Source organism: Streptomyces sp. NPDC111507 (genome assembly GCF_055638955.1).
This window is the reverse complement of sequence record NZ_JBVKBU010000007.1, coordinates 248,262-267,524: the sequence shown is the minus strand read 5'-3', so window position 1 is coordinate 267,524 and position 19,263 is coordinate 248,262. Positions and strand designations below refer to the sequence as shown.

General features: G+C 69.6%; 13 protein-coding genes and 1 pseudogene. 7 read left to right on the top strand and 7 right to left on the bottom strand.

Going from position 1 to position 19,263, the window contains the following annotated elements; all coding sequences use genetic code 11:
* Window positions 1-1,284, top strand: a complete 1,284-nt coding sequence (locus ACZ7M2_RS28295; protein ID WP_471597657.1) for a sugar ABC transporter permease — start codon at window positions 1-3, stop codon at window positions 1,282-1,284.
* A 177-nt stretch (window positions 1,285-1,461) separates the two neighbouring features.
* Window positions 1,462-3,558 (top strand): DUF1996 domain-containing protein, encoded by a 2,097-nt coding sequence (locus ACZ7M2_RS28290; protein WP_471597823.1) that lies wholly within the window; start codon window positions 1,462-1,464, stop codon window positions 3,556-3,558.
* Between the two features lie 98 nt (window positions 3,559-3,656).
* Here ACZ7M2_RS28290 and glpK read toward each other — a convergent pair whose 3' ends face one another.
* Both glpK and ACZ7M2_RS28280 read right to left on the bottom strand, forming a co-directional pair.
* Window positions 3,657-5,171 (bottom strand): glycerol kinase GlpK, encoded by a 1,515-nt coding sequence (gene glpK, locus ACZ7M2_RS28285; RefSeq protein ID WP_471597656.1) that lies wholly within the window; start codon window positions 5,169-5,171, stop codon window positions 3,657-3,659.
* Between the two features lie 42 nt (window positions 5,172-5,213).
* Window positions 5,214-5,978, bottom strand: coding sequence for an IclR family transcriptional regulator (locus ACZ7M2_RS28280; protein WP_471597655.1), 765 nt, complete (start codon window positions 5,976-5,978; stop codon window positions 5,214-5,216).
* 200 nt (window positions 5,979-6,178) lie between these two features.
* Between ACZ7M2_RS28280 and ACZ7M2_RS28275 the strand changes: the two genes are divergently transcribed.
* Window positions 6,179-6,604 carry an ATP-binding protein gene (locus ACZ7M2_RS28275; RefSeq protein WP_471597654.1) on the top strand — a complete coding sequence of 142 codons (426 nt, stop codon included), beginning with the start codon at window positions 6,179-6,181 and terminating at the stop codon, window positions 6,602-6,604.
* A gap of 60 nt (window positions 6,605-6,664) precedes the next feature.
* Here ACZ7M2_RS28275 and sbnB read toward each other — a convergent pair.
* The 3 genes and pseudogenes from sbnB to ACZ7M2_RS28260 all read right to left on the bottom strand — a co-directional run bounded on the left by sbnB (window position 6,665) and on the right by ACZ7M2_RS28260 (window position 13,156).
* A pseudogene (sbnB, locus tag ACZ7M2_RS28270) lies at window positions 6,665-7,736 on the bottom strand (2,3-diaminopropionate biosynthesis protein SbnB).
* 195 nt (window positions 7,737-7,931) lie between these two features.
* Complete coding sequence (locus ACZ7M2_RS28265; protein WP_471597653.1) at window positions 7,932-10,487, bottom strand: non-ribosomal peptide synthetase; 2,556 nt, start codon at window positions 10,485-10,487, stop codon at window positions 7,932-7,934.
* A 35-nt stretch (window positions 10,488-10,522) separates the two neighbouring features.
* Entirely contained in the window at window positions 10,523-13,156 is a 2,634-nt protein-coding gene (locus tag ACZ7M2_RS28260) for a Pls/PosA family non-ribosomal peptide synthetase (protein ID WP_471597652.1), read from the bottom strand.
* Between the two features lie 487 nt (window positions 13,157-13,643).
* Between ACZ7M2_RS28260 and sbnA the strand changes: the two genes are divergently transcribed.
* On the top strand, window positions 13,644-14,651 hold the full coding sequence (gene sbnA, locus ACZ7M2_RS28255) for a 2,3-diaminopropionate biosynthesis protein SbnA (RefSeq protein WP_471597651.1): 1,008 nt from the start codon (window positions 13,644-13,646) through the stop codon (window positions 14,649-14,651).
* A gap of 63 nt (window positions 14,652-14,714) precedes the next feature.
* Here sbnA and ACZ7M2_RS28250 read toward each other — a convergent pair whose 3' ends face one another.
* Window positions 14,715-15,029 carry an ArsR/SmtB family transcription factor gene (locus ACZ7M2_RS28250; protein WP_352047068.1) on the bottom strand — a complete coding sequence of 105 codons (315 nt, stop codon included), beginning with the start codon at window positions 15,027-15,029 and terminating at the stop codon, window positions 14,715-14,717.
* Window positions 15,030-15,149: 120 nt separating this feature from the next.
* Here ACZ7M2_RS28250 and ACZ7M2_RS28245 point away from each other — a divergent pair, with 120 nt between their 5' ends.
* From ACZ7M2_RS28245 to ACZ7M2_RS28235, 3 genes are all read left to right on the top strand, one after another.
* Window positions 15,150-15,572: an arsenate reductase ArsC gene (locus tag ACZ7M2_RS28245; protein ID WP_471597650.1), complete on the top strand. Its 423-nt coding sequence runs from the start codon at window positions 15,150-15,152 to the stop codon at window positions 15,570-15,572.
* A 200-nt stretch (window positions 15,573-15,772) separates the two neighbouring features.
* Entirely contained in the window at window positions 15,773-16,765 is a 993-nt protein-coding gene (locus tag ACZ7M2_RS28240; protein ID WP_471597649.1) for a Ppx/GppA phosphatase family protein, read from the top strand.
* On the top strand, window positions 16,762-17,361 hold the full coding sequence (locus tag ACZ7M2_RS28235) for a histidine phosphatase family protein (protein ID WP_403692323.1): 600 nt from the start codon (window positions 16,762-16,764) through the stop codon (window positions 17,359-17,361). Before ACZ7M2_RS28240 ends, ACZ7M2_RS28235 begins: the two co-directional genes overlap by 4 nt.
* Window positions 17,362-18,226: 865 nt before the next feature.
* Here the strand turns inward: ACZ7M2_RS28235 and ACZ7M2_RS28230 are convergent.
* Window positions 18,227-19,246, bottom strand: a complete 1,020-nt coding sequence (locus ACZ7M2_RS28230; RefSeq protein WP_471597648.1) for a LacI family DNA-binding transcriptional regulator — start codon at window positions 19,244-19,246, stop codon at window positions 18,227-18,229.
* Window positions 19,247-19,263: the final 17 nt, after the last annotated feature.

The following is a 19,263-nucleotide window of genomic DNA, read 5'->3' as shown; positions in this document are numbered from 1 at the left end:
ATGCGCAGGACGGCGGACAACGCTCGGGCCGAACCCACCGAACCCGACGCCGAGGCCCCGCAGCCCCGCCGCGGGCAGGCCTTCGTCCGTGCCCTCGCCCGTCTCGTCGATCGCTGGGCCGCCGTCGCCCGGCGCAAGCTCAACGCCGGCGAACTGGGCTCACTGCCCGTCGTCCTCGTCCTCGCCGCGGTCTGGATCACCTTCCAGTCCCTGAACAAGAACTTCCTCTCGCCCCGGAACCTGTCCAACCTCAGCGTGGACGTCGCGGGCACCGGCCTCATCGCGGTCGGCATCGTCTTCGTCCTGCTGATCGGTGAACTCGACCTGTCGGTCGGCTCGATCAGCGGTCTCGCGGCGGCCGTCTTCGCCGTTCTCGACGTCAACAACGGCGTGCCCGAGTGGCTTGCCGCCATCATCGGGGTGCTCACGGGTACCGCGGCGGGAACCATCCAGGGCTTCTCCTTCGCGAAAACCCGGGTGCCCGCGTTCGTCGTCACGCTCGCGGGACTGCTCACCTGGAACGGCTTCATGCTGTACATCCTCGAGACCAGCGGCACCGTCAACCTCGACGAGAACGGCCTCGTCGCCAAGCTGACCAGCTACTACTTCACCAATGACGCCGTCGCCTACGGCCTGGCGGCGCTCGCCGCGGCCACGGTCTTCCTCGTGCGCTACGAAGACAGGCGGCGCCGCAAGACCGTCGGCATGCCGTATCGCTCGCTGCGGGGAATCGTGGCGCACACCGGAGTACTCGCGGTGATCGCGTTCACCGGCGCGTATCTGCTCAACCGTTTCCAGGGCCTGCCGCTCGCCCTCCTGATCTTCCTCGTCGTGGTGGCCGGCCTGGACATCGTGCTGCGCCGCACACACTACGGGCGGCAGATCTACGCACTCGGCGGCAGCGTCGAGGCAGCCCGTCGCGCCAGTCTCAGTGTCACGGGGGTGCAGACCGCGGTGCTCGCGATCTCGGGCACCATGGCCGCGATCGGCGGTCTGTTCCTCGCCTCGCGCATCACCTCGGTGAGCCAGAGTTCGGGCTCGGGCGTCCTGCTGCTCAATGCCATCGCGGCAGCCGTCATCGGGGGCACCAGCCTGTTCGGAGGACGCGGCACCACCTGGTCTGCCGCGCTCGGCATGCTGATCATCCAGTCGATCGCCTCGGGCATGGCGCTCACGGACACCCCCGCCGCCGTCCAGTTCGTCATCACGGGCGGGGTGCTCTTCGCCGCGGTGGTCATCGACTCGCTGTCACGCCGCTCGCAGAAGGCACACGGGCGGGCTTGACGGGTGTGGCCCGGGATCACCTTGGCAGGTTTGGCCGCGAGCTACGAGGCTGCTGTGAATTCGTGCGGCGTTTGAACGCTGCCGGGCCCGTCTGCGTATGGCATGGGGGATTTCCATGCCTGGCCTGCCACGGGACGTAGGAGTACACACGTGAGACGCAACACGCGCAGACGCCCCATGGGGGCACAGCGTGCAACTTTTGCCGCAGCCGCACTGATACTGGGCGGCGGAGGGCTGGTAGCGGTCAATGTCTACGCTTCAGCGACCGAGAGCGGCTCGGCCGGTGAGCCCGGTCAGGCGAACCCGAGCAACCAGACCTGGGCATCGGGTGCCGCCACGATCGACTGTCCGGACGTGGGCAGCAAACTCGCCGAGGTGCCACAGCAGGCGAGGGCGGAGGTCGACAAGGAACTCGCCCTTCTCGACCAGCAGGTCTCCGAGGCGTACGCGCGAATGACCTCGGAGCAGCAGGCCAAGGCACAGGACGCGGACTTCCTCCAGAACGCGATCCTCGGTCCGCTGAAGGAGAAGCGGGGCGCGGTCATCGACCGCATCAAGACCGACTTCAAGAACGCGGGCGCCGAAGCCCCGAACTCGCTCGACGCTCTGGCCACCTGCACCGCGGTCCCCGCGGACCAGACCCAGAACAACGCCGGTGGCCAGAACAGCAACGGCCAGCAGCAGAACAACAACGGCGGTCAGCAGGGCGGGCAACAGGGCGGCGGCCAGCAGGGGGGCGGCGCGAGCCCCGTCAGCGGCCCCGTCGCAGCGGACTTCGTGGACATCACGACGCTCCAGCCGAACGTGCCGCAGAAACCGGGCAGCAGCGGCAACGCCTCGACCGGCACGTTCACCAGCTCGTGCGGTGTGAACGCCAACAAGAAGTTCAACACCGACAACGTGATCGTCGCCCCCGGTGTCACCAACGGCGCCCACCACCTGCACGACTACGTCGGCAACCAGTCGAACGACGCGTTCGCCACGAACGACGATCTCGCCAAAGCCGCGACCACGTGCCAGAACCAGGGCGACAAGTCCACGTACTACTGGCCGGTGCTCCGAGTGCAGGACGGTACGCAGGAGTTCGACGCCGACAAGAACGGTGGCGGCCTGGAGGGCAACGTCGGGAAGGTCCTGCAGGCGAAGCAGGCGCAGATCGAGTTCATCGGCAACCCGCAGAGCAAGGTCGTCGAGATGCCGACGTTCCTGCGCATCATCACGGGCGACGCGAAGGCGTTCACCAACGGCCCCGCGAACGCCAACGCGCACTGGAGCTGCACCGGCTTCGAGGACAAGGTGCAGCTGACGGACAAGTACCCGATCTGTCCCCAGGGCAGCAGCGTGGTGCGGTCGTTCGCCTTCCAGAGCTGCTGGGACGGTCAGAACATCGACAGCGCCAACCACCGCACGCACGTCGCCTTCGCCGACGCCAACGGCAACTGCGCGGGCGGCTTCAAGGCGATCCCGCAGCTGACGATGCGCCTGCTCTACGACGTTCCTGCGCCGACCCTCGAGAACGGCCAGGTGAAGAACCCGTACGCCGTGGACGGGTTCCCGGAGCAGGTGCACAAGGCGATCACCGACCACGACGACTTCATCAACGTCTTCGACGCATCCCTCATGCGGGAGATGGTGGACTGCATCAACACCGGACGACAGTGCGGCGACGGTGCTGGTGGAGGGACCGGCGGCGGTGCTGGTGACAACGGCGGTGCCGGTGGCAACGGCGGTGCCGGTGGCAACGGCGGTGGCGGCGACAACGGCGGTGCCGGAGGTGCCGGCACGGGCGAGCCGTCGCAGGGCGAGCCGTCCCCGAGTCCTGACGCCTCCTCCGGCGGCAACGACGCGCCGGCCTCCGCAACCCCCACGGACACACAGACCACGCAGCCTCCCGCCGGCACGCCCGGCACCACCGAACCGACGCGCGGCGGCCAGACCACCGGTACCGGTACCGGCCACACCGTCGTCGTGCCCAAGGCGGACACGTCGCCCTCAGCCGCGGCGAGCGACACGGCCGCCGCGCACGAGCACCACGGAAGCGACGCGACCCACCGGGCGCAGACGCCGGCCGCGGGCGCGGACGCCCCGTCCACGCAGGCGACAGCGCAGGAAACGTCGCAGGCAGGTTCGCAGTCGCAGTCGCAGACCGAACCGCAGGCGGTCACCGGCGATCTGGCCGACACCGGCACCAACCTCTGGCCGGCCGCGGCCGGTGGGGTTCTCGTGATCGCGGGCCTGGTGCTCCTGCGCCGCATCCGGCGCAGCTCCGTGTGACAACACCCCTGGGCCGCACACCCCGCCGCCCGTACCCGCACACCGCGGGTACGGGCGGCGCGGTGTCACTCCGGCGCGCTGTCAGCGTCGCCCGGGAATCACGTGGTCCCCGGCGGTTGGATCCACCCCAGCGACCGCTCGACGGCGCGCTGCCAGTTGTCGTATTCCAGGTCCCGCCGCTCGGGGTCCATGTCCGGCAGCCACTGGGCGGCCCGGTGCCAGTTGCGGCGCAGCACTTCCAGGTCCGGCCAGTAGCCGGCGGCGAGCCCCGCGGCGTAGGCGGCGCCGAGGGAGACCGTCTCGGCGACCATGGGCCGCACCACGGGCACATCGAGCACGTCGGCCACGAACTGCATGAGCAGGTTGTCCGCTGTCATGCCGCCGTCCACCTTGAGCTCCTTCAGCGCGACCGAGAAGTCGGCGTTCATGGCGTCGACGACCTCGCGCGTCTGCCAGCCGGTGGCCTCCAGGACGGCTCGGGCCAGGTGTCCCTTGGTGATGTAGGAGGTGAGGCCGACGATGACACCGCGTGCGTCGCTGCGCCAGTGGGGTGCGAAGAGACCCGAGAACGCGGGGACGATGTAGCAACCGCCGTTGTCCGCGACCGTCCGCGCGAGCGTCTCGATCTCCGGGGCGCTGTTGATCAGCCCCAGGCGGTCACGGAACCACTGGACCAGCGAGCCGGTGACGGCTATCGATCCTTCCAGGGCATAGACCGGGGGCTGGTTCCCGATCTTGTAGGCGACGGTCGTGAGAAGTCCGTGCCGGGACCGCACGAGATCGGTACCGGTGTTGAGCAGCAGAAAGCTGCCCGTTCCGTACGTGCACTTCGCCTCACCCGGTGTGAAGCAGGTCTGGCCGAACAGGGCGGCCTGCTGATCACCGAGAGCTGCCGTGATGCGGACGCCAGGGAGGACCGAGCGGGCATCCCCGTAGCCCTCGGCCGAGGACCGGATCTCGGGCAGCATGGGGCGGGGAACCCCGAAGAACTCCAGCAGCTCCTCGTCCCAGGTGAGGGCCCGGATGTTCATCAGCATGGTGCGACTGGCGTTGGTGGCGTCGGTGATGTGCAGGCCGCCTTCCGCGCCCCCGGTGAGGTTCCAGATCAGCCAGGTCTCCATCGTGCCGAACAGCACCTCGCCGTCCTTGGCGCGTTGATCCAGTCCGTTCACATGGTCGAACAGCCAGCGGATCCGCGGTGCCGAGAAGTAGGTCGAGGGGGGCAGACCGCAACGCTCGAGAAAGAATTCTTCCCCGGGCCGGCTTCTCAGGTCATCGACGAGCGGTGCCGTACGCGTGTCCTGCCAGACGATCGCCCTGCCCAGCGGCGCACCCGTCCGCCGGTCCCACAGCACCGTCGTCTCGCGCTGATTGGCGATACCGATCGCGGCGACCTCTCCCGCGCCGACACCGGCGTCGGAGAGCGCCTCGGGCATGATGCGCCGCAGATTGCGCCAGATCTCGACGGCGTCGTGCTCGACCCAGCCGGGCTTGGGGAAGTGCTGCTGATGCTCCCGCTGGACGACCGACACCAGCCGCCCATGGTGGTCGAACAGAATGCATCGAGTGGAGTTGGTGCCCTGATCGATGGACATCACATACCGTTCAACCATGATCCGGTCTGCCTTCCGATGTGTCGAGGAGGCGGGGTTCTCCTAGCGTGCTGCTCCCAGATCTCTGGAGATCGCCCGTGCGGCCTCACGGAGCAGAGTGATCAGGTTCGGCCGGGGACGGCCGTGGCCGTCGCAGATCCTCTCGACCGGGCCGGAGAGGCCGACGGCACCCACGACGAGGCCGCCGTGCCCCCGGATCGGCGAGGCGATACCGGCTTCCCCCATGCTCATTTCCTGGATCTCCGCGGCCCAGCCGACTTCCCGGACCTGGGCGAGCGCCCGGGTGAGCTTCTCCGGTTCGACCAGGGTGTGCCGGGTGTAGGCCTCCAGCCCGGCTGCCGAAGCCGACTCGAGGGACGCGGTCCCGTACGCCAGCAGCACCTTGCCCAGCGAGGAGGCGTGCAGAGGCAGCAGTGAACCCACGTCCAGGGTCTGGAGGGTGTCGTCCGGCCGGAACACGTGGTGGATCACGAGGACCTCGCCCTCGAAGGGGGTGCCCAGGCGGACCGCCTCCCCACTACGGGCGGCAAGGGCATCGGCCCAGTTGATGGAGCGCGACCGTAGCTCGTTGATGTCGAGGTAGCTGGTGCCGAGGTGCAGCAGCGCCGCGCCGAGCTGGTACTTCCCCGTCGACGCGTCCTGCTCCACGAAATCCACGTGCTGGAGGGTGCGGAGAATGCCGTGCGCCGTGCCCTTCGCCAGCCCGAGCGAGGCCGCCACCTCGCCGAGCCCGAGTCGACGGGGCCCACCAGCGAGCAGACGCAAGATCGCCGCCGCCCGCTCGATCGACTGGACTGGGCCGGCCATGAGGCGAGCCTAGTACCGCCACGGAGGGTTCGCTTTACGTGCAGGCCGCCGCCGGTTCACCACTGGGTCAAGGTGAGCGTTCGGTAATGGCGACCGCCGTTCATTGACCGGCCCCACTTCGCTTCCTACCGTTCACTGAGGCCCGGCAACGCGCGCTGTGGCTCGGCAACCGGCCGACAGCGCTCACCGGAGGAGAAGACATGGCGGCACAGCTCAATACGATGCTTCGGGAGGCGGTCGAACACGTCGGTCCGCTGCCCCATGTCGCCGAGGTCGTCTCGGCCGCACGCCGGCGCGTGAAGGCGGTCCTCGCCGACTGGAACGTGTCCTGCGAGATCGCCGAGGACTGTCTTCTGGTGGTCTCGGAGCTGCTCACCAACGCGATCGTCCACGCCCTGCCCCCGGCGGAGCTGCGGCTGTCCTGGGTGCGGGCCGAGGGGCTCAGCACTCTGCGCGTCGAAGTCACCGACGCGGGATCCGCGCTTCCGGCCGGACAGTCGCCCCCCGGAATCGATCCGGACGAGCACGGCCGGGGCCAGGAGATCGTCCACGCGCTGGCGACTCGGCACGGCATACGTGTCCACTCCGGCGGGATCACTCGGTGGGCCGACCTCGTCGGACCCTGAGAGCACACCACTCATTGACGAGAGCACGTGTCTGACTCCCTGCGAAGCGAGCTCTGCCGGTCAGCCGTGTCGGCGCAGGTCGTGGAAGAAGTCCTCGATGACGTGAAGGTGCCCGGATCGGGCCGTCTCGTTGTAGACGTATGTGCCGACGGCGAGGTCGAGCACACCGAGTCCGAAGGGTGAGAACACCAGGGGCCGGTCGGTGGGTTGTGTCGCTCGGCCGGTCATGACGTCGGCGAGTGTGCCGTGCAGGAAGTCGCGGTTGCCGGTGAGCTGCTCGGCCAGATGGGGGGATGTGTCGGCCTTGAGGCAGTGGTCGACGTCGTCGACGATGTTCGCCGAGGCGAGGATGATCTCGGGTGCGAGGTCGCGCAGGGACACATGCAGGACCAGGGGGTTGTGGTCGAACCAGGCCGGGTCGCCGATGTGCGGCTCGCCCGCGATGGTGGCGAAGACGACGAGGTCGCTGGAGCGGATGACCGCCTCGGCACTCTCGTGCACGGTGACCTGTCCCGCGGCGTCGCTCTGCTGGACGTGGTCGCGGAATCCGGCGGCGCTGTCGCCTGACAGGTCGTACACGCCGGTCTCCTCGAAGGACCATCCCACGGCTGTCAGGAAAGTGTGGATGTAGCGGGCGATCAGGCCCGTACCGACGAATCCGATGCGGGTGGGGCGCAGCCGGTTGCGGGTGAGGTGGTCCGCGGCCAGCGCCGCCGACGCGGCGGTTCTGGTGGCGCTGATGATGGAGCTCTCCAGGCAGGCGAAGGGGTAGCCCGTGTCGTGGTCGTTGAGGATCAGTACCGCGGAGGCCCTGGGGATGCCGGCCTGGACGTTGTCGGGGAAGCTGGAGATCCATTTGATGCCGTCCACCGGCGCCGGTCCGCCGAGGGAGGCGGGCAGCGCGATGATCCGGGCGGTGGGTCGGTCGGGGAAGCGCAGGAAGTAGGACGGGGGGGTTGACCGACTCTCCGGCGGCGTGCAGGTGATAGGTGGCCTCGACGAGGTCCACGATCTGCTTCTCCCGGTCCTGAAGGGCGTGCTGGACCTGGGCGCCGGAGATCACCGCGAATGTCGGCACGAGGTGCGGCTGGGACATGACGGGCTCCAGTGCGAGGGAACGGACGGTGGTCATACGGCGCTCACCCCGCCGGCGGGCGGCCACGCGGCCCGGCGCAGCGGCTCGGCCATGGCGAGGAGGACCTCGCGTGGTCCTTGGAAGGTGTCGCCGGGGTGCGGGCCCGCCTCGATGAGGGCGCCGGGGTCGCGTACGGCATGGTGCTGTTCCTTTCGATGTCGGCCAGGTCGATGTCGTTCAGGTCGATGTCGGTCAGGCGGAGGCCGGTGGTGGGGTCGTGTGGCGTTGGGGTCCGTGGTCGACCAGAGCGGCGAGGTCGGCGAGGACCGGGTGTGCCATGACGTCCTTGAGGGACACCGCACGATCCAGGGTGATGGCAAGCTTCACCGCCGAGAGGGAGGTGCCGCCGCGGTCGAAGAAGTGGTCGCGGCGTCCGATCCGTTCTTCCGGGACGCCGAGGACCTTCGCCCAGGCGGCCGCCAGGCGCTGCTCGGTCGGGGTGGCCGACGGCTGGTGCTCGTCGTCGGTGGTGGCGGGTTCTTCGGCGAGTGCCGCCAGGGCCTTCTTGTCGATCTTGCTGTTGGCGGTCAGTGGCAGGCTTTCGCGCCAGTGGAAGGCCGACGGGACCATGTACTCGGGCAGCGACTCGGCGAGCCGGTCGGTGAGGGTCCCGGTGTCCAGGGGCTTCGGGCCGGAGTAGAAGGCGACCAGGTGCTTGCTCCGGTCGGCGCGTTCGACCGTCACCACCGCGCCGTCGCGGACACCGGGGAGACGGAGCAGGGTGTTCTCGATCTCGCCGATCTCGATCCGGAACCCGCGGATCTTGACCTGGGCGTCCCGGCGGCCGAGGAACTCCAGCTTTCCCGAGGGGTGCCAGCGGCCGTGGTCGCCGCCGAGGTAGAGCCGTGTGCCTTCGCGGTGCGGATCGACCAGGTAGGAGGCCCGGGTGAGTTCGGGGTCGTTGATGTAGCCGCGCCCGACGCAGACCCCGGAGAACGCGATCAGACCGGGGGCGCCGAGCGGCACCGGAGTGAGGTGTTCGTCGACGACGTGGACGCGCACGTTGTTGACCGCGCGGCCCAGCAGGACGCGCTCCGGCGCCCGGTCCATGACCTCGTGGTTGGTGTCGTCCGAGGTCTCGGTCAGCCCGTAGGCGTTGACCAGCTTGATCCCGGGCTGGACGGCGAACCAGCGCTCGGCGAGCTCCTTCTTCAACGCCTCGCCGGTGACCGACACGTACCGCAGGCCGGGCAGCGGGCGGGGGCGCTGTTCGAGCTCCGTCAGGACGGCTTCGAGGTAGGAGGGCACGACCTGGAGGACGGTGACCTCTCCGTCGGTGAGGGTGTCGAGGAAGCGGGGTACGTCGAGGATGACGTCCTGTGCGACCAGCAGGGTCCGCCCGCCGACCAGCAGTGCGCAGACCAACTGCCACAGGGAGATGTCGAAGCACTGGGGCGCGGTCTGGGCGACCACGTGCCCCTCGCCGACCTGGAGGTCGTCGATCTTGGCGTAGAGGTGGTTGAGCATCCCCGCGTGCTCGCACATCGCGCCCTTCGGCTCACCCGTGGAGCCGGAGGTGAAGTAGATGTAGGCGAGTTGGCCGGGCGTGACCGGGATGCCGAGATCACCGTCGGGGTGGTCTTCCGCGTAGGCGGTGTCGACGAGGAGCCGCTCGGTTCCGGGAAGGAAGTCGAGGGCCTGGTCGAGGGTGGTGGTGCTGCCGGGTTCGGTCAGCGCCAGGGTGCATGCGGCGCGGGAGAGGGTGGCGGCGATGCGTGCGGCCGGGAAGTGCGGCTCGATGGGGAGGTAGGCGCCTCCGGCCTTGAAGACCGCGATGACGGCGGCCAGCCAGTCCAGATTGCGTTCGGTCACCACCGCGACGACGCCTTCGCGGGCAAGCCCACGAGCTACTAGGGCGCGGGCGAGCCGGTTGGCCCGGGCGTTGAGCTCCGCGTACGTCCACTGCCGGTCGGCGTGCACGGCGGCGACGGCGTCCGGATACTTGCGCGCCCGGTCCTCGAACAACTCGTGCATCCGCGCATCGGGCAGTTCCCGGTCCGGTCCGGCCAGTTGGTCGAGCTGGAACCGCAATTCCTCGGCGGACAGCAGGCTCTGGTGTGTGTGCTCGGCATCGGGGTCGGCGGTGATCAGCGTGAGAGCGGTCAGGTGGTAGCCGGCGATCCGGGCGGCACTGTCGGCGTCGAGCGCGTCGGTGCGGTAGCGCAGCCGCAGGACGAGTCGCCCGTCGTGGTGACGGACGCTCACCCGCAGTTCCGTGTCCTCGGTGAGGGCTCCGTCGATCGCAGCGGGATCGCGGACGATCCCGGCGGGGTCGGAGACGGTCTCGGTGAGGTCGAGGACGGTCTCGAACAGCGGCCCGGTCAGACCCAGTTCGCTCTTGAGAGCCTCGATGTCCTCGGCCGGGACGTCCTGGTGCGCGGACAGTCCGGTGGCGACCTGGTGGGTGTGGAGCAGCAGCGCGCGCCAGGAGGCGGGTGCGGTGGTGAGGCGGCACAGGAGCGGGCTGCCGCCCCGGGCCACGTAGCCGGTGGTGATCTCCCGCTCTCCGGACAGTGCCGCGAGCACCTTGGCGTGCGCGGTCAGCAGGAGCGAGGGCAGTGGTACCGCCAGCTCCGCCACCAGTCGGCGCAACCCGGTCACGGTGTCGTCGGGGACCGGTGTCTCGTACTCCCCCACGCCGGGCACCGGCTGAAGGGTCCACCGTGGGGCGGGCGTGAAGCCCCCGGCTGTCAGTACGCCGTGCCAGTATGCGCGGCCGGTCCGGCTGGGACTCACATGCGTTGCCATCGGGTCTTTCCTCTGCTTGTCGGCGGCGCGCGGTGTCAGAGACCGCGAGCCGGGGCGGTCTGGGTGGCGTGGGGTTCCTCGCCGGCCTCGACCTGGGTCTTGTGGTCCGGCATTTCCCGGGCGGGGTTGCCTCCCCATTGGGCGTGCGAGGGGATTTCCTCGCCCTTCATGAGGAAGGAGTCGGGGGCCAGCGCGGCGCCGTCCGCGATCGTGACGCCGTAGTGGACGAAGGCGCCGACCCCGAGGGTGCAGCCGTTGCCGAGGGCGCTGCGGTCTGACTTGAAGGCGCCGTCCTCCTGCGAGTGGCACTGGACCACGGTGCCCGCGTTCAGCGTGCTGTCGTCACCGATGGTGACGAGGGTGCGCTCCGGGAAGAAGCAGCCGTCGTCGAAGACCCGCTTGCCGATCCGGGCCCCCAGCAGCCGCCAGATCACGTTCTTGAACGGGGTGCCGTCGAAGGCCTGGATGTAGTGGACCGAGGCCATCTTCCAGAAGCGTTCGTGGCGCCAGAAGGAGGGTTCGTAGATCGAGCAGTACAGCGGCTTCTGGGGCTTGAATCCGGTGGAGGCCCGCTCGACGAGCGCGAAGTGGACGACGGTGTACGTGAGGGTGAGGACACTGGCCAATGCGATCGCCAGTGCGCCGAACGAGGGGTAGAGGTCGACCGCGCCCATGGTGATGAGGGTGATCACGAACAAGTGGATCAGCCGCGCGAGGAGATACAGGCCGGCGGTCGCCGCGTTGTGCCTGTTCTTGGCGGCCAGGCGGCGGCGCAGTTCGTCGCCGGTCTCGAGGTGGTTGAACCGGTTGTCGCGCATCACCGTGCGCGGGATCTCGAAGCTGGGTGAGCCCAGCAGGCCCACGCCTTCGCGCACGGGTCCGTCGATGGGGACCATGACCTTCGTCGCGAGCAGGCAGTTGTCTCCGGTCCTGCCCTGCGCGGGGTAGGCGATGCGGTTTCCGAGGAAGTTGTGCGGCCCGATCGACGTGCGGGACACACGGAAGGACGTGCTGGAGAAGTCGGCGTTCATGATGGACAGTCCGTCGGCGATCATGGTGCCGGTGCCGACCGAGCTCAGGTACGGATTCTCGTGCTGCACTTCGGTGCCGAAGTTCGACCCGGTCTGCTGAACGCGGGACAGGTCGTATCCGAGGTAGCGCAGATAGTGGACGATGCCGGAACTGTCGCCGAAGAGGGTGGTGAGGGACTTCCTGTTGGTCATCACCGCGATCGCCTGCTGAATGCCGTAGTGGAAGCCGTACAGCGGATAGACCTTGCCGGGTTTGACGGCCCGGCTCAGAAGACGCGGCACGGTGCCCACGACGAGGAGGGCGGCGAGCAGGGATCCGAAGAGGAGGATCACGGAGGCGATCAGGGCATCGACGTAGAACGCCGGGCTGGCCATCGGCTGCGGGTTCAGGAGCGTCTGAAGCTGCGGGAGCCCCGTGATCAGGGCTGTCACGCCGCCCAGCGCCAGCGGCAGGTACACCGCCAGCAGGCTCAGCAGCTGCACGACTCCGTACGCGGTCCTTTTGGCGGTGGGGCAGTCGGCGGGGGCGACCCTCCGGTAGTCCACCTCGGTCGGCTGCGCGGGGGAGCCGTGTCGGCGTTCACCGGCGGGCACCACCTGGCCGGTGTGCAGGGAGGAGGCGTGGCCCAGCTGGGCGCCGTCGCCCATCGAGGTCTCGATGTCGAGGACCGTGTGCTCGCTGACGAGCACGTTGCTGCCGAGGGTGACCGGGCCGGTCTGGATCACGCCGGCGTGGGCGCGGTAGCAGGACAGCAGCACGTCCTTACGGATGATCGTGCCCTCGCCGACGGTGAGCAGGTCGGTGCAGACCGGGATCGTGTGGGTGAGGATCGTGACGCCCTTGCCGATCCGTGCCCCGAGCGCCCTGAGGTAGAGCACGTAGAGCGGTGAACCGGCGAACAGACGCACCGGGCTGGTGCGGATCAACGTCTTGACGACCCAGAAACGCAGATAGGCCATGCCCCACAGGGGGAACTCCCCGGACCGCCAGCGGCCGACGAACGTCCACTTCACCACGATCGGAAAGGCGCACAGGCCGAGGAAGCCCGCGCCGGCGAGCAGGACGGACCGCAGGTAGAGGTCGAACAGGCCTGATCCCGCGGAGATCCACTGCTGACCTTCCTCGACGGCCAGGGCGACAAGGCAGGAATAGCCCAGGAAGATCAGGAACTGCAGCACTCCACAGACGACGTAGCGCCGTGTACGAGCCGCAGCCCGCGCCTCGGCCCGCGTCGGCCTCTCGGCCGATGCCCGTACATCGGTCGGTGACGGCGCCTCCGCGGACGGAGCCGAGGCGGGAGCGGGGACAGGGGCGGGAGCGGGAGCGGGAGCGGCGTCGACGAGCGCGGTGGCCAGGCTCCGGATGGTGGGGTGCCGGTAGATGTCCTTCATCGACACCGCCGGCATGTCCCCCCGCTTCCTGACCCGCGCGCAGAACTGGGCCATCACCAGGGAATCGGCACCCAGGTCGTTGAAGAAGTGGCTGTCCACCGGGACCTGCTCAACGCGTACGACGCCGGCCAGCACGTCGGCCAGAAGCCTTTCGGTGTCGGTCCCCGAACCGGTGTCCCCGCCGTCCTGGAGGGGTGGGATGTCAGCCGGTTCGGCCGTCAAGACCTCCACGGATTTCTCTAGCACGTGAGCTCCTCGATGACGTGTCATTCAGCGTCGGTCGGTACGGACGGAATCGTGATGTCCGCGCCCCTCCAGTAGGCCCGGCCGGGGGCTTCCTGTCCTGCCCCTGCATTTCGGGGCTTGACGAAGCGAATGGGTCTTGATAGTCGGGCCATTTTGCCTGTCGTCGCCCCGCGCGCCCCTGCTTTCCGTGCGCGTCGCGCGGGCTTACGACCACGCCTCACTGAGACCCGTTCGATCCGCGGGAAAATCACCCGGGAATTGAGCCGAACGGCCCCGCCCGGCCAGGTCACGGCCGCTTTCGCACGAAGACAGCGCGTGTCAAGTCCCGAATTTCGGTGGCATGACAGGGGGTCCGGATCAGGGCGTACTGGAGTCGTTCCGGCGACTCGCGAATCGCCGCTCCGAATTCCTCTCCGCGCCAGACCCGGACGGATCAGCGGCAGGAAGACCAGAAGGCAATCGCACCCCCGCAGTGAAGGAGACGACCATGCCCGTCATATCCGTCCCCCAGGACTTCAACGAGGACGATCTCTTCGTCGACCTTGAGGGAATCTTCGGGCACTCGCTGTTCCTCAAGTGCGAGGGCTTCAATTTCGCCGGTTCGATCAAACTCAAGGCCGCCACCGAAATGGTCGAGGCCGCCGAACGCGACGGCCTGCTGACGCCGGGCTCGGTTCTGGTCGAGTCGTCCTCGGGCAACCTGGGCGTGGCCCTGAGCATGATCGCTGCCGCGAAGGGCTACCAGTTCCTGTGCGTGACCGACTCCCGCTGCAACCTGGCGACCCGGCTGATGATGGAGGCCCTGGGAGGACAGGTCCACGTCATCACCGAACCCGACCCCGTCAGCGGCTTCCTCGGCGCGCGCATCGACCACGTCCGCGCGCTGTGCGCCTCCGAGGACCGCTATGTGTGGCTCAACCAGTACACCAACCCCAACAACGGCATGGCCCACTACCGGAGGACCGCACCGGCCATCGCCCGGCAGTTCCCGGACCTGGACGTCCTGTTCGTCGGGGCCGGCACCACCGGGACCCTGATGGGCTGCGCGCGCTACTTCCGCGAGTGGCACCGCCCGGTGCGCATCGTGGCCGTGGACAGCGTGGGCTCCGTGACGTTCGGGGGCGCCGCCGGTCGGCGGATGATTCCGGGTCTGGGCGCCAGCAGACGCCCGCCGATGCTGGACGAGTCCTACGTGGACGACGTGGTGCGCGTGGCGGAGACCGACACCATCCGGGCCTGTCACCGGCTGGCCGGGCGCGGGTTTCTGTTCGGAGGGTCCACCGGCACGGTGGTCAGCGGCGCGATGGACTGGCTGGCCCGGCACGAGGGGCGGGAGTTGACCTCGGTGGCCATCGCCCCGGATCTGGGTGAGCGGTATCTGGAGACCATCTACCAGACCAACTGGGTGCAGGACCTGTACGGCGAGGACGCCGTCGACCGCCAGGCACTGAGCGACGCGTCCCAAGCACTGGCCGGCGCGTCCCAGGCCGCCTGACCCCGTGTCCGTGCAGCGCCCCGCAACCGGGGAAGCGAGCGGGGGAAAGACACTGACGGCAGGTCAGGGGCAGGACCGCTTGGTGTTGTTCTCGGCGGTGGTGCGCGCCGTTTCGGCGAAGTCGGCGAATCGACCGGCCAGGGCGGCGAGGGCCTCGGGCCTGAGCCGGTAGTAGACGAACCGGCCGCACGGCTCCGTCTCCACCATCCCGGACTCGCGCAGCACCTTCAGGTGGTTGGAGAGGTTGGTCTGTTTGGCGCCCGTCTCCTCGATCAGGTGCGTGGTGCAGAGCGTCTCCCGGGCGAGGAGGGTCACGATCCGGAGCCTGAGCGGGTCGGCCAGGACCCGCATCAGATCAGCATCGGCTGACGTCAGCATGGACTGATACTGTCACATCACTCGAGGCTGATACGAGTTCCGGCCGACGCCGATCAGGGTTCACGCCCTCCGGGCCGACACTCACCCCCGCACGACCCGTTGACCGCGAAAGAAGTACCGATGTCTGCCACTCCGCTCGCCTCCGTGCTGTTCGTCTGTGTGCACAACGCCGGGCGTTCACAGATGGCGGCCGGCTTCCTTGCGCAGCTCGCGGGCGACCGGATCGAGGTCCGCTCGGCCGGTTCGATCCCGGGCCAGCAGGTCAACCCGGCCGCGGTCGAGGCCATGCGGGAGGTCGGCGTCGACATCGCCGGCCGGCAGCCGAAGCTCCTCACCACCGAGGCCGTCCAGGCGTCCGACTACGTGATCACCATGGGCTGCGGCGACGCTTGCCCGGTCTTCCCCGGCAAGAAGTACCTCGACTGGGCCGTGGAGGACCCGGCAGGCAAGAGTGTGGAGTCCGTGCGCCCCGTCCGGGACCGGATCAAGGCCCGTGTCGAGAACCTGATCAGCGAGATCGATGCCGCCCGGCAGGAGGCGTGAGGCCGTCGGTCCTCCCTCCAGGTTCGCGTAGACCGTGGCTCCGTCTCATTCGAGCGGGACGTAGGGTACACGGTTGGTGAGGGAACGTGCACGCAGTGGATCGGAAGTCCCGGCGCGTCGGTGACGGGGCCGTCGGACGACGGGGAGACGCAGTCGATCCGTTCCGACATGGAGGAAACGAGACCAGGGGAGGCGATGGAATGCGGCAGGCCGGTGTACTCGACGTCGGGTGCCACAGCGCTCTGCTCACGGTGGTGCGATCGCGGCCGGGCCATGTGATGGAGCCGGTGTTCTCCCACAAGGTGCGGCTGCGACTGCACGAGACGCTCGACCGCAAGGGGCGGCTCGACGACGCCGGGGTGGAGAGCGTCGAGCGCGCCGTCGCCCAGGCGATCGCCTCCGACCCCCGACTGCGCGGCACCGACATGTTCGCGTTCGCCACCTCCGTCATCCGGGACGCACCCAACCGTGACGAGGTCATCAGGCGCGTGGCGCGCAGAACCGGCACCCAGCTGAGCGTGCTGGACGGCGAAGAGGAAGCGCGGCTTGCCTACGTGGCCGCCCGCGAGTGGGTCGGCCCGGCGGCCGGCCGACTGCTGGTCCTGGACGTCGGCGGCGGCACCGTGGAGATCGCCTCGGGTACCGGCGACCAGCCGCACAGCGTCCACTCCCTGCCCCTGGGCGCCCGCAGAATCACCCGGGACTGGCTGCCCGGCGGCATCGCCCCGTCCAAACAGGGTCTCACCGAGATCCGTCGGTATCTGCGTCGAAAGCTGGAAGCCGTCCCCGACCTGCCGCGGGCGGAACCGGGCACCCGTGTGCTGGCCTGTTCCAAGACCTTCGAGCAGCTCGCCCGGCTTGCTGCCGCCCGAGGCAAGGCACACCGCTCGCAACGGAAGCTGGCCCTGTCCCAGTTGAGTGCCTCCGTCCCGGTACTGGCCGCCGCGAATCCGGCGCGCCGCGCCAAGCTCCCCGGCATCTCCCGGCACCGCGCCGAGCAGTCCCTGGCCGGAGCTCTGGTCGCAGAGGCCCTCATGGAGGCCTGCGAGGCGAAGGCGGTCGAGGTCTGCCCCTGGTCCACCCGCGAAGGCCTGCTGCTCGAGCACCTCGCCGCCCTCCACGACACACCCGGCGATCCGGAGCCTCACCGGCCCGGGCGGACAGGGAAGTCGGCCATGAGGGTGGGCGAATGACGAGCCGAGTGATGATGATCTCCCCCGCGATCAGTGCGGCGCTGCGGGAGGCACGCTTCGACGACGGATGCCCGCTCGACCCCACCGGCGCCGCGCGAGCGCGATCGGCCGCGGGCTCCCTTCCGGCAGCGCAGCGGGTACTCGTATCCCCCACCCCGCGATGCCGGGAGACCGCGTCGGCGTTGGGGTTCGACGGCGCTGTCGAAACCGCTCCGGCCGGGCTCGACGTGGGTGGTTGGCGGGGCCGTACGCTGGCCGACGTCAGCGCCGACGCCCCGGACGCCGTCGCCCTCTGGCTGGCGGACCCGACCGCCGCACCGCACGGCGGCGAGTCGGTGCGCCAGTTGTGCGAGCGGGTCGCGGCCTGGCTGGACGAGGCCGCGCGGTTCTCCGGCCGGACCGTCGCCGTGGTGGAGCCGGACATCGTACGAGCCGCGGCCGTTCGGGCCCTCGGGGCACCGGAGTCGGCGTTCTGGCGGATCGACGTACCGCCGCTGACCGCCACCGAGTTCAGCGGTCGTGCCGGACGCTGGAACGCGACGTTCGGGAGACCGCTCGCTCACGCCGAGAGTGGCGATCAGGGCAGCACTCACTGAGCTGACGCAGACGACTGACGGCTGCGCTCAGCGCCGACTGTGGGACCAGAGCACGGGGACAGGATGCCGGCCGCGGCCATCCCGTGCGGGGTGCCGAGGGCGACCCGGCCCGCCTGATCCGAGCGGTCGTACTGCTCGTCGGTTCGGATCGCCGGTGTTCGCCCGGGCCCGGGCCTCCACGGTCGGGGCGATCGGTCGGCTCATGACATGCGCCGGTCGCGACCGGCGCGATCCGCGCGGACGTCACCCCGGAAACCGCCTTCCGGGCCGTGGGGCATCCGCGCCTCGCACGACCAGCCCGGCTGGGAGGCCGGCGCTGAAGCCGTGGTACGCCTCGTTCGACGGCCTCCGCGACACCGCCACCGACCGGCGCTGCACCCCTACGACGGCGCCGGCTACGACGGCACCGGCCGCTCGTACGGCGTCTCCCGCCACGTCACTCCTTGTGGGCGACCTAAGTGCGGCGGGCCTTGCGAGCGAGCGACTGCCCCTCTCGGCCCCGGTCAGCGCCTGGGACGGCCGGCCGGGCACTGCGCCGAAAGCCAAGCGGGGGACGCGCACGGTCCCGAGTCCACCGGCCCCGTTCCGGGGACCATCGCGCGCTTGCACCACCCGCACAGCAGGCTCGCGTCGGCGCCGACCGCCGTCAGACGTCCCGCAGCGTCCACGGCCGCCCCGAACCATGTGTCCTCGACGACCACGACCGGGACGGATTCCAGCAGCCGCGCACTCCGCCACGCGCTCGGACCGGTGATCGACCGAACCGCCTGGACGACATCCATCCTCCGGCCGCCGGTACCGGTCGGCACCACGCTGAACTCCGGCTCCTCCACCGTCCCCCCAACCCCTCGGAACCCGGATCGCTTCAGCTGGACTCGCGGACGATCAGTCGGCACGGGACGGTGTGCACCCCCGGTGCCGGGTCGGCGTCGATGGCTTCGAGAAGTCGCAGGGCGGCGATCCGGCCGATCTCGGTGAGGTCCATGTCGATCGTCGTGAGGGGCGGCCTGCTGGCCAGGGCCATGGTGTCCCAGTTGTCGTAGCCGACGACCGCGATGTCACCGGGCACGTTGACGCCCCGCTCGCGCAGCGCGTCCGCCACGCCCCGGGCGATCTGATCGTTGCCGCAAAAGAAGGCGTCCGTGTCCGGTGCCGTGCGCAGGACCGCGTCGGCGGCGCGGCGCCCCCACGCCTCGCTCCACTCCCCGTGGTGCACCCGTCCCGTCGAGAGTCCGAGGGAGGCCCGCTCCAGATGCCCGATCGCGTGCCGGGCCCGGTCGCGGGCGGCCGCGTGGTGTTCCGGGCCGGTGATGTGAGCGATGCGCGTGCGGCCCGCGGCCAGCAGGTGCTCGACGGCCAGTACGGCCCCGCCCCGGTCGTCGGAGACCACCGAGGTGTCGGCCGGGTCGGTGGACGGCGAGAGCGCGTAGACGATGGGGACGTCCTCGATGCCGTCCAGGGGCGGACGGGGGTCCGTACGGCGGCCGGTGACGATGATGCCGTCCACCCGGCGGTCCATCAGGTTGCGCAGGTGGTGCTGTTCCCGGATCGCGTCGCCGCGGGTGTCGCACAGCAGGACGGAGATCTTGCCGGCTCCGAGCGCGTCCTCGGCGCCGAGCAGTACGGGGGTGCTGAAGCGGCCGATGCCGTCGGTCGTCATCAGCCCGACCGTCCAGCTGCGCCCCGTGTGCAGGCTCTGCGCGTGCTGGTTGGGCCGGAACCCGAGTGCCTCGACGGCGTCGAGGACCCGCTGGCGGGTCTCGGGACGCATGCGCCCGCCGCCGTTCAGCGCCTTCGACGCCGTACCCACACTGACGCCCGCCAGGGCGGCGACGTCGGCGAGCTTCGCCGGGCCGGCGGAGCGGGAACCTGGAGCAACGGTCACGAGCAAACCTTTTCCTG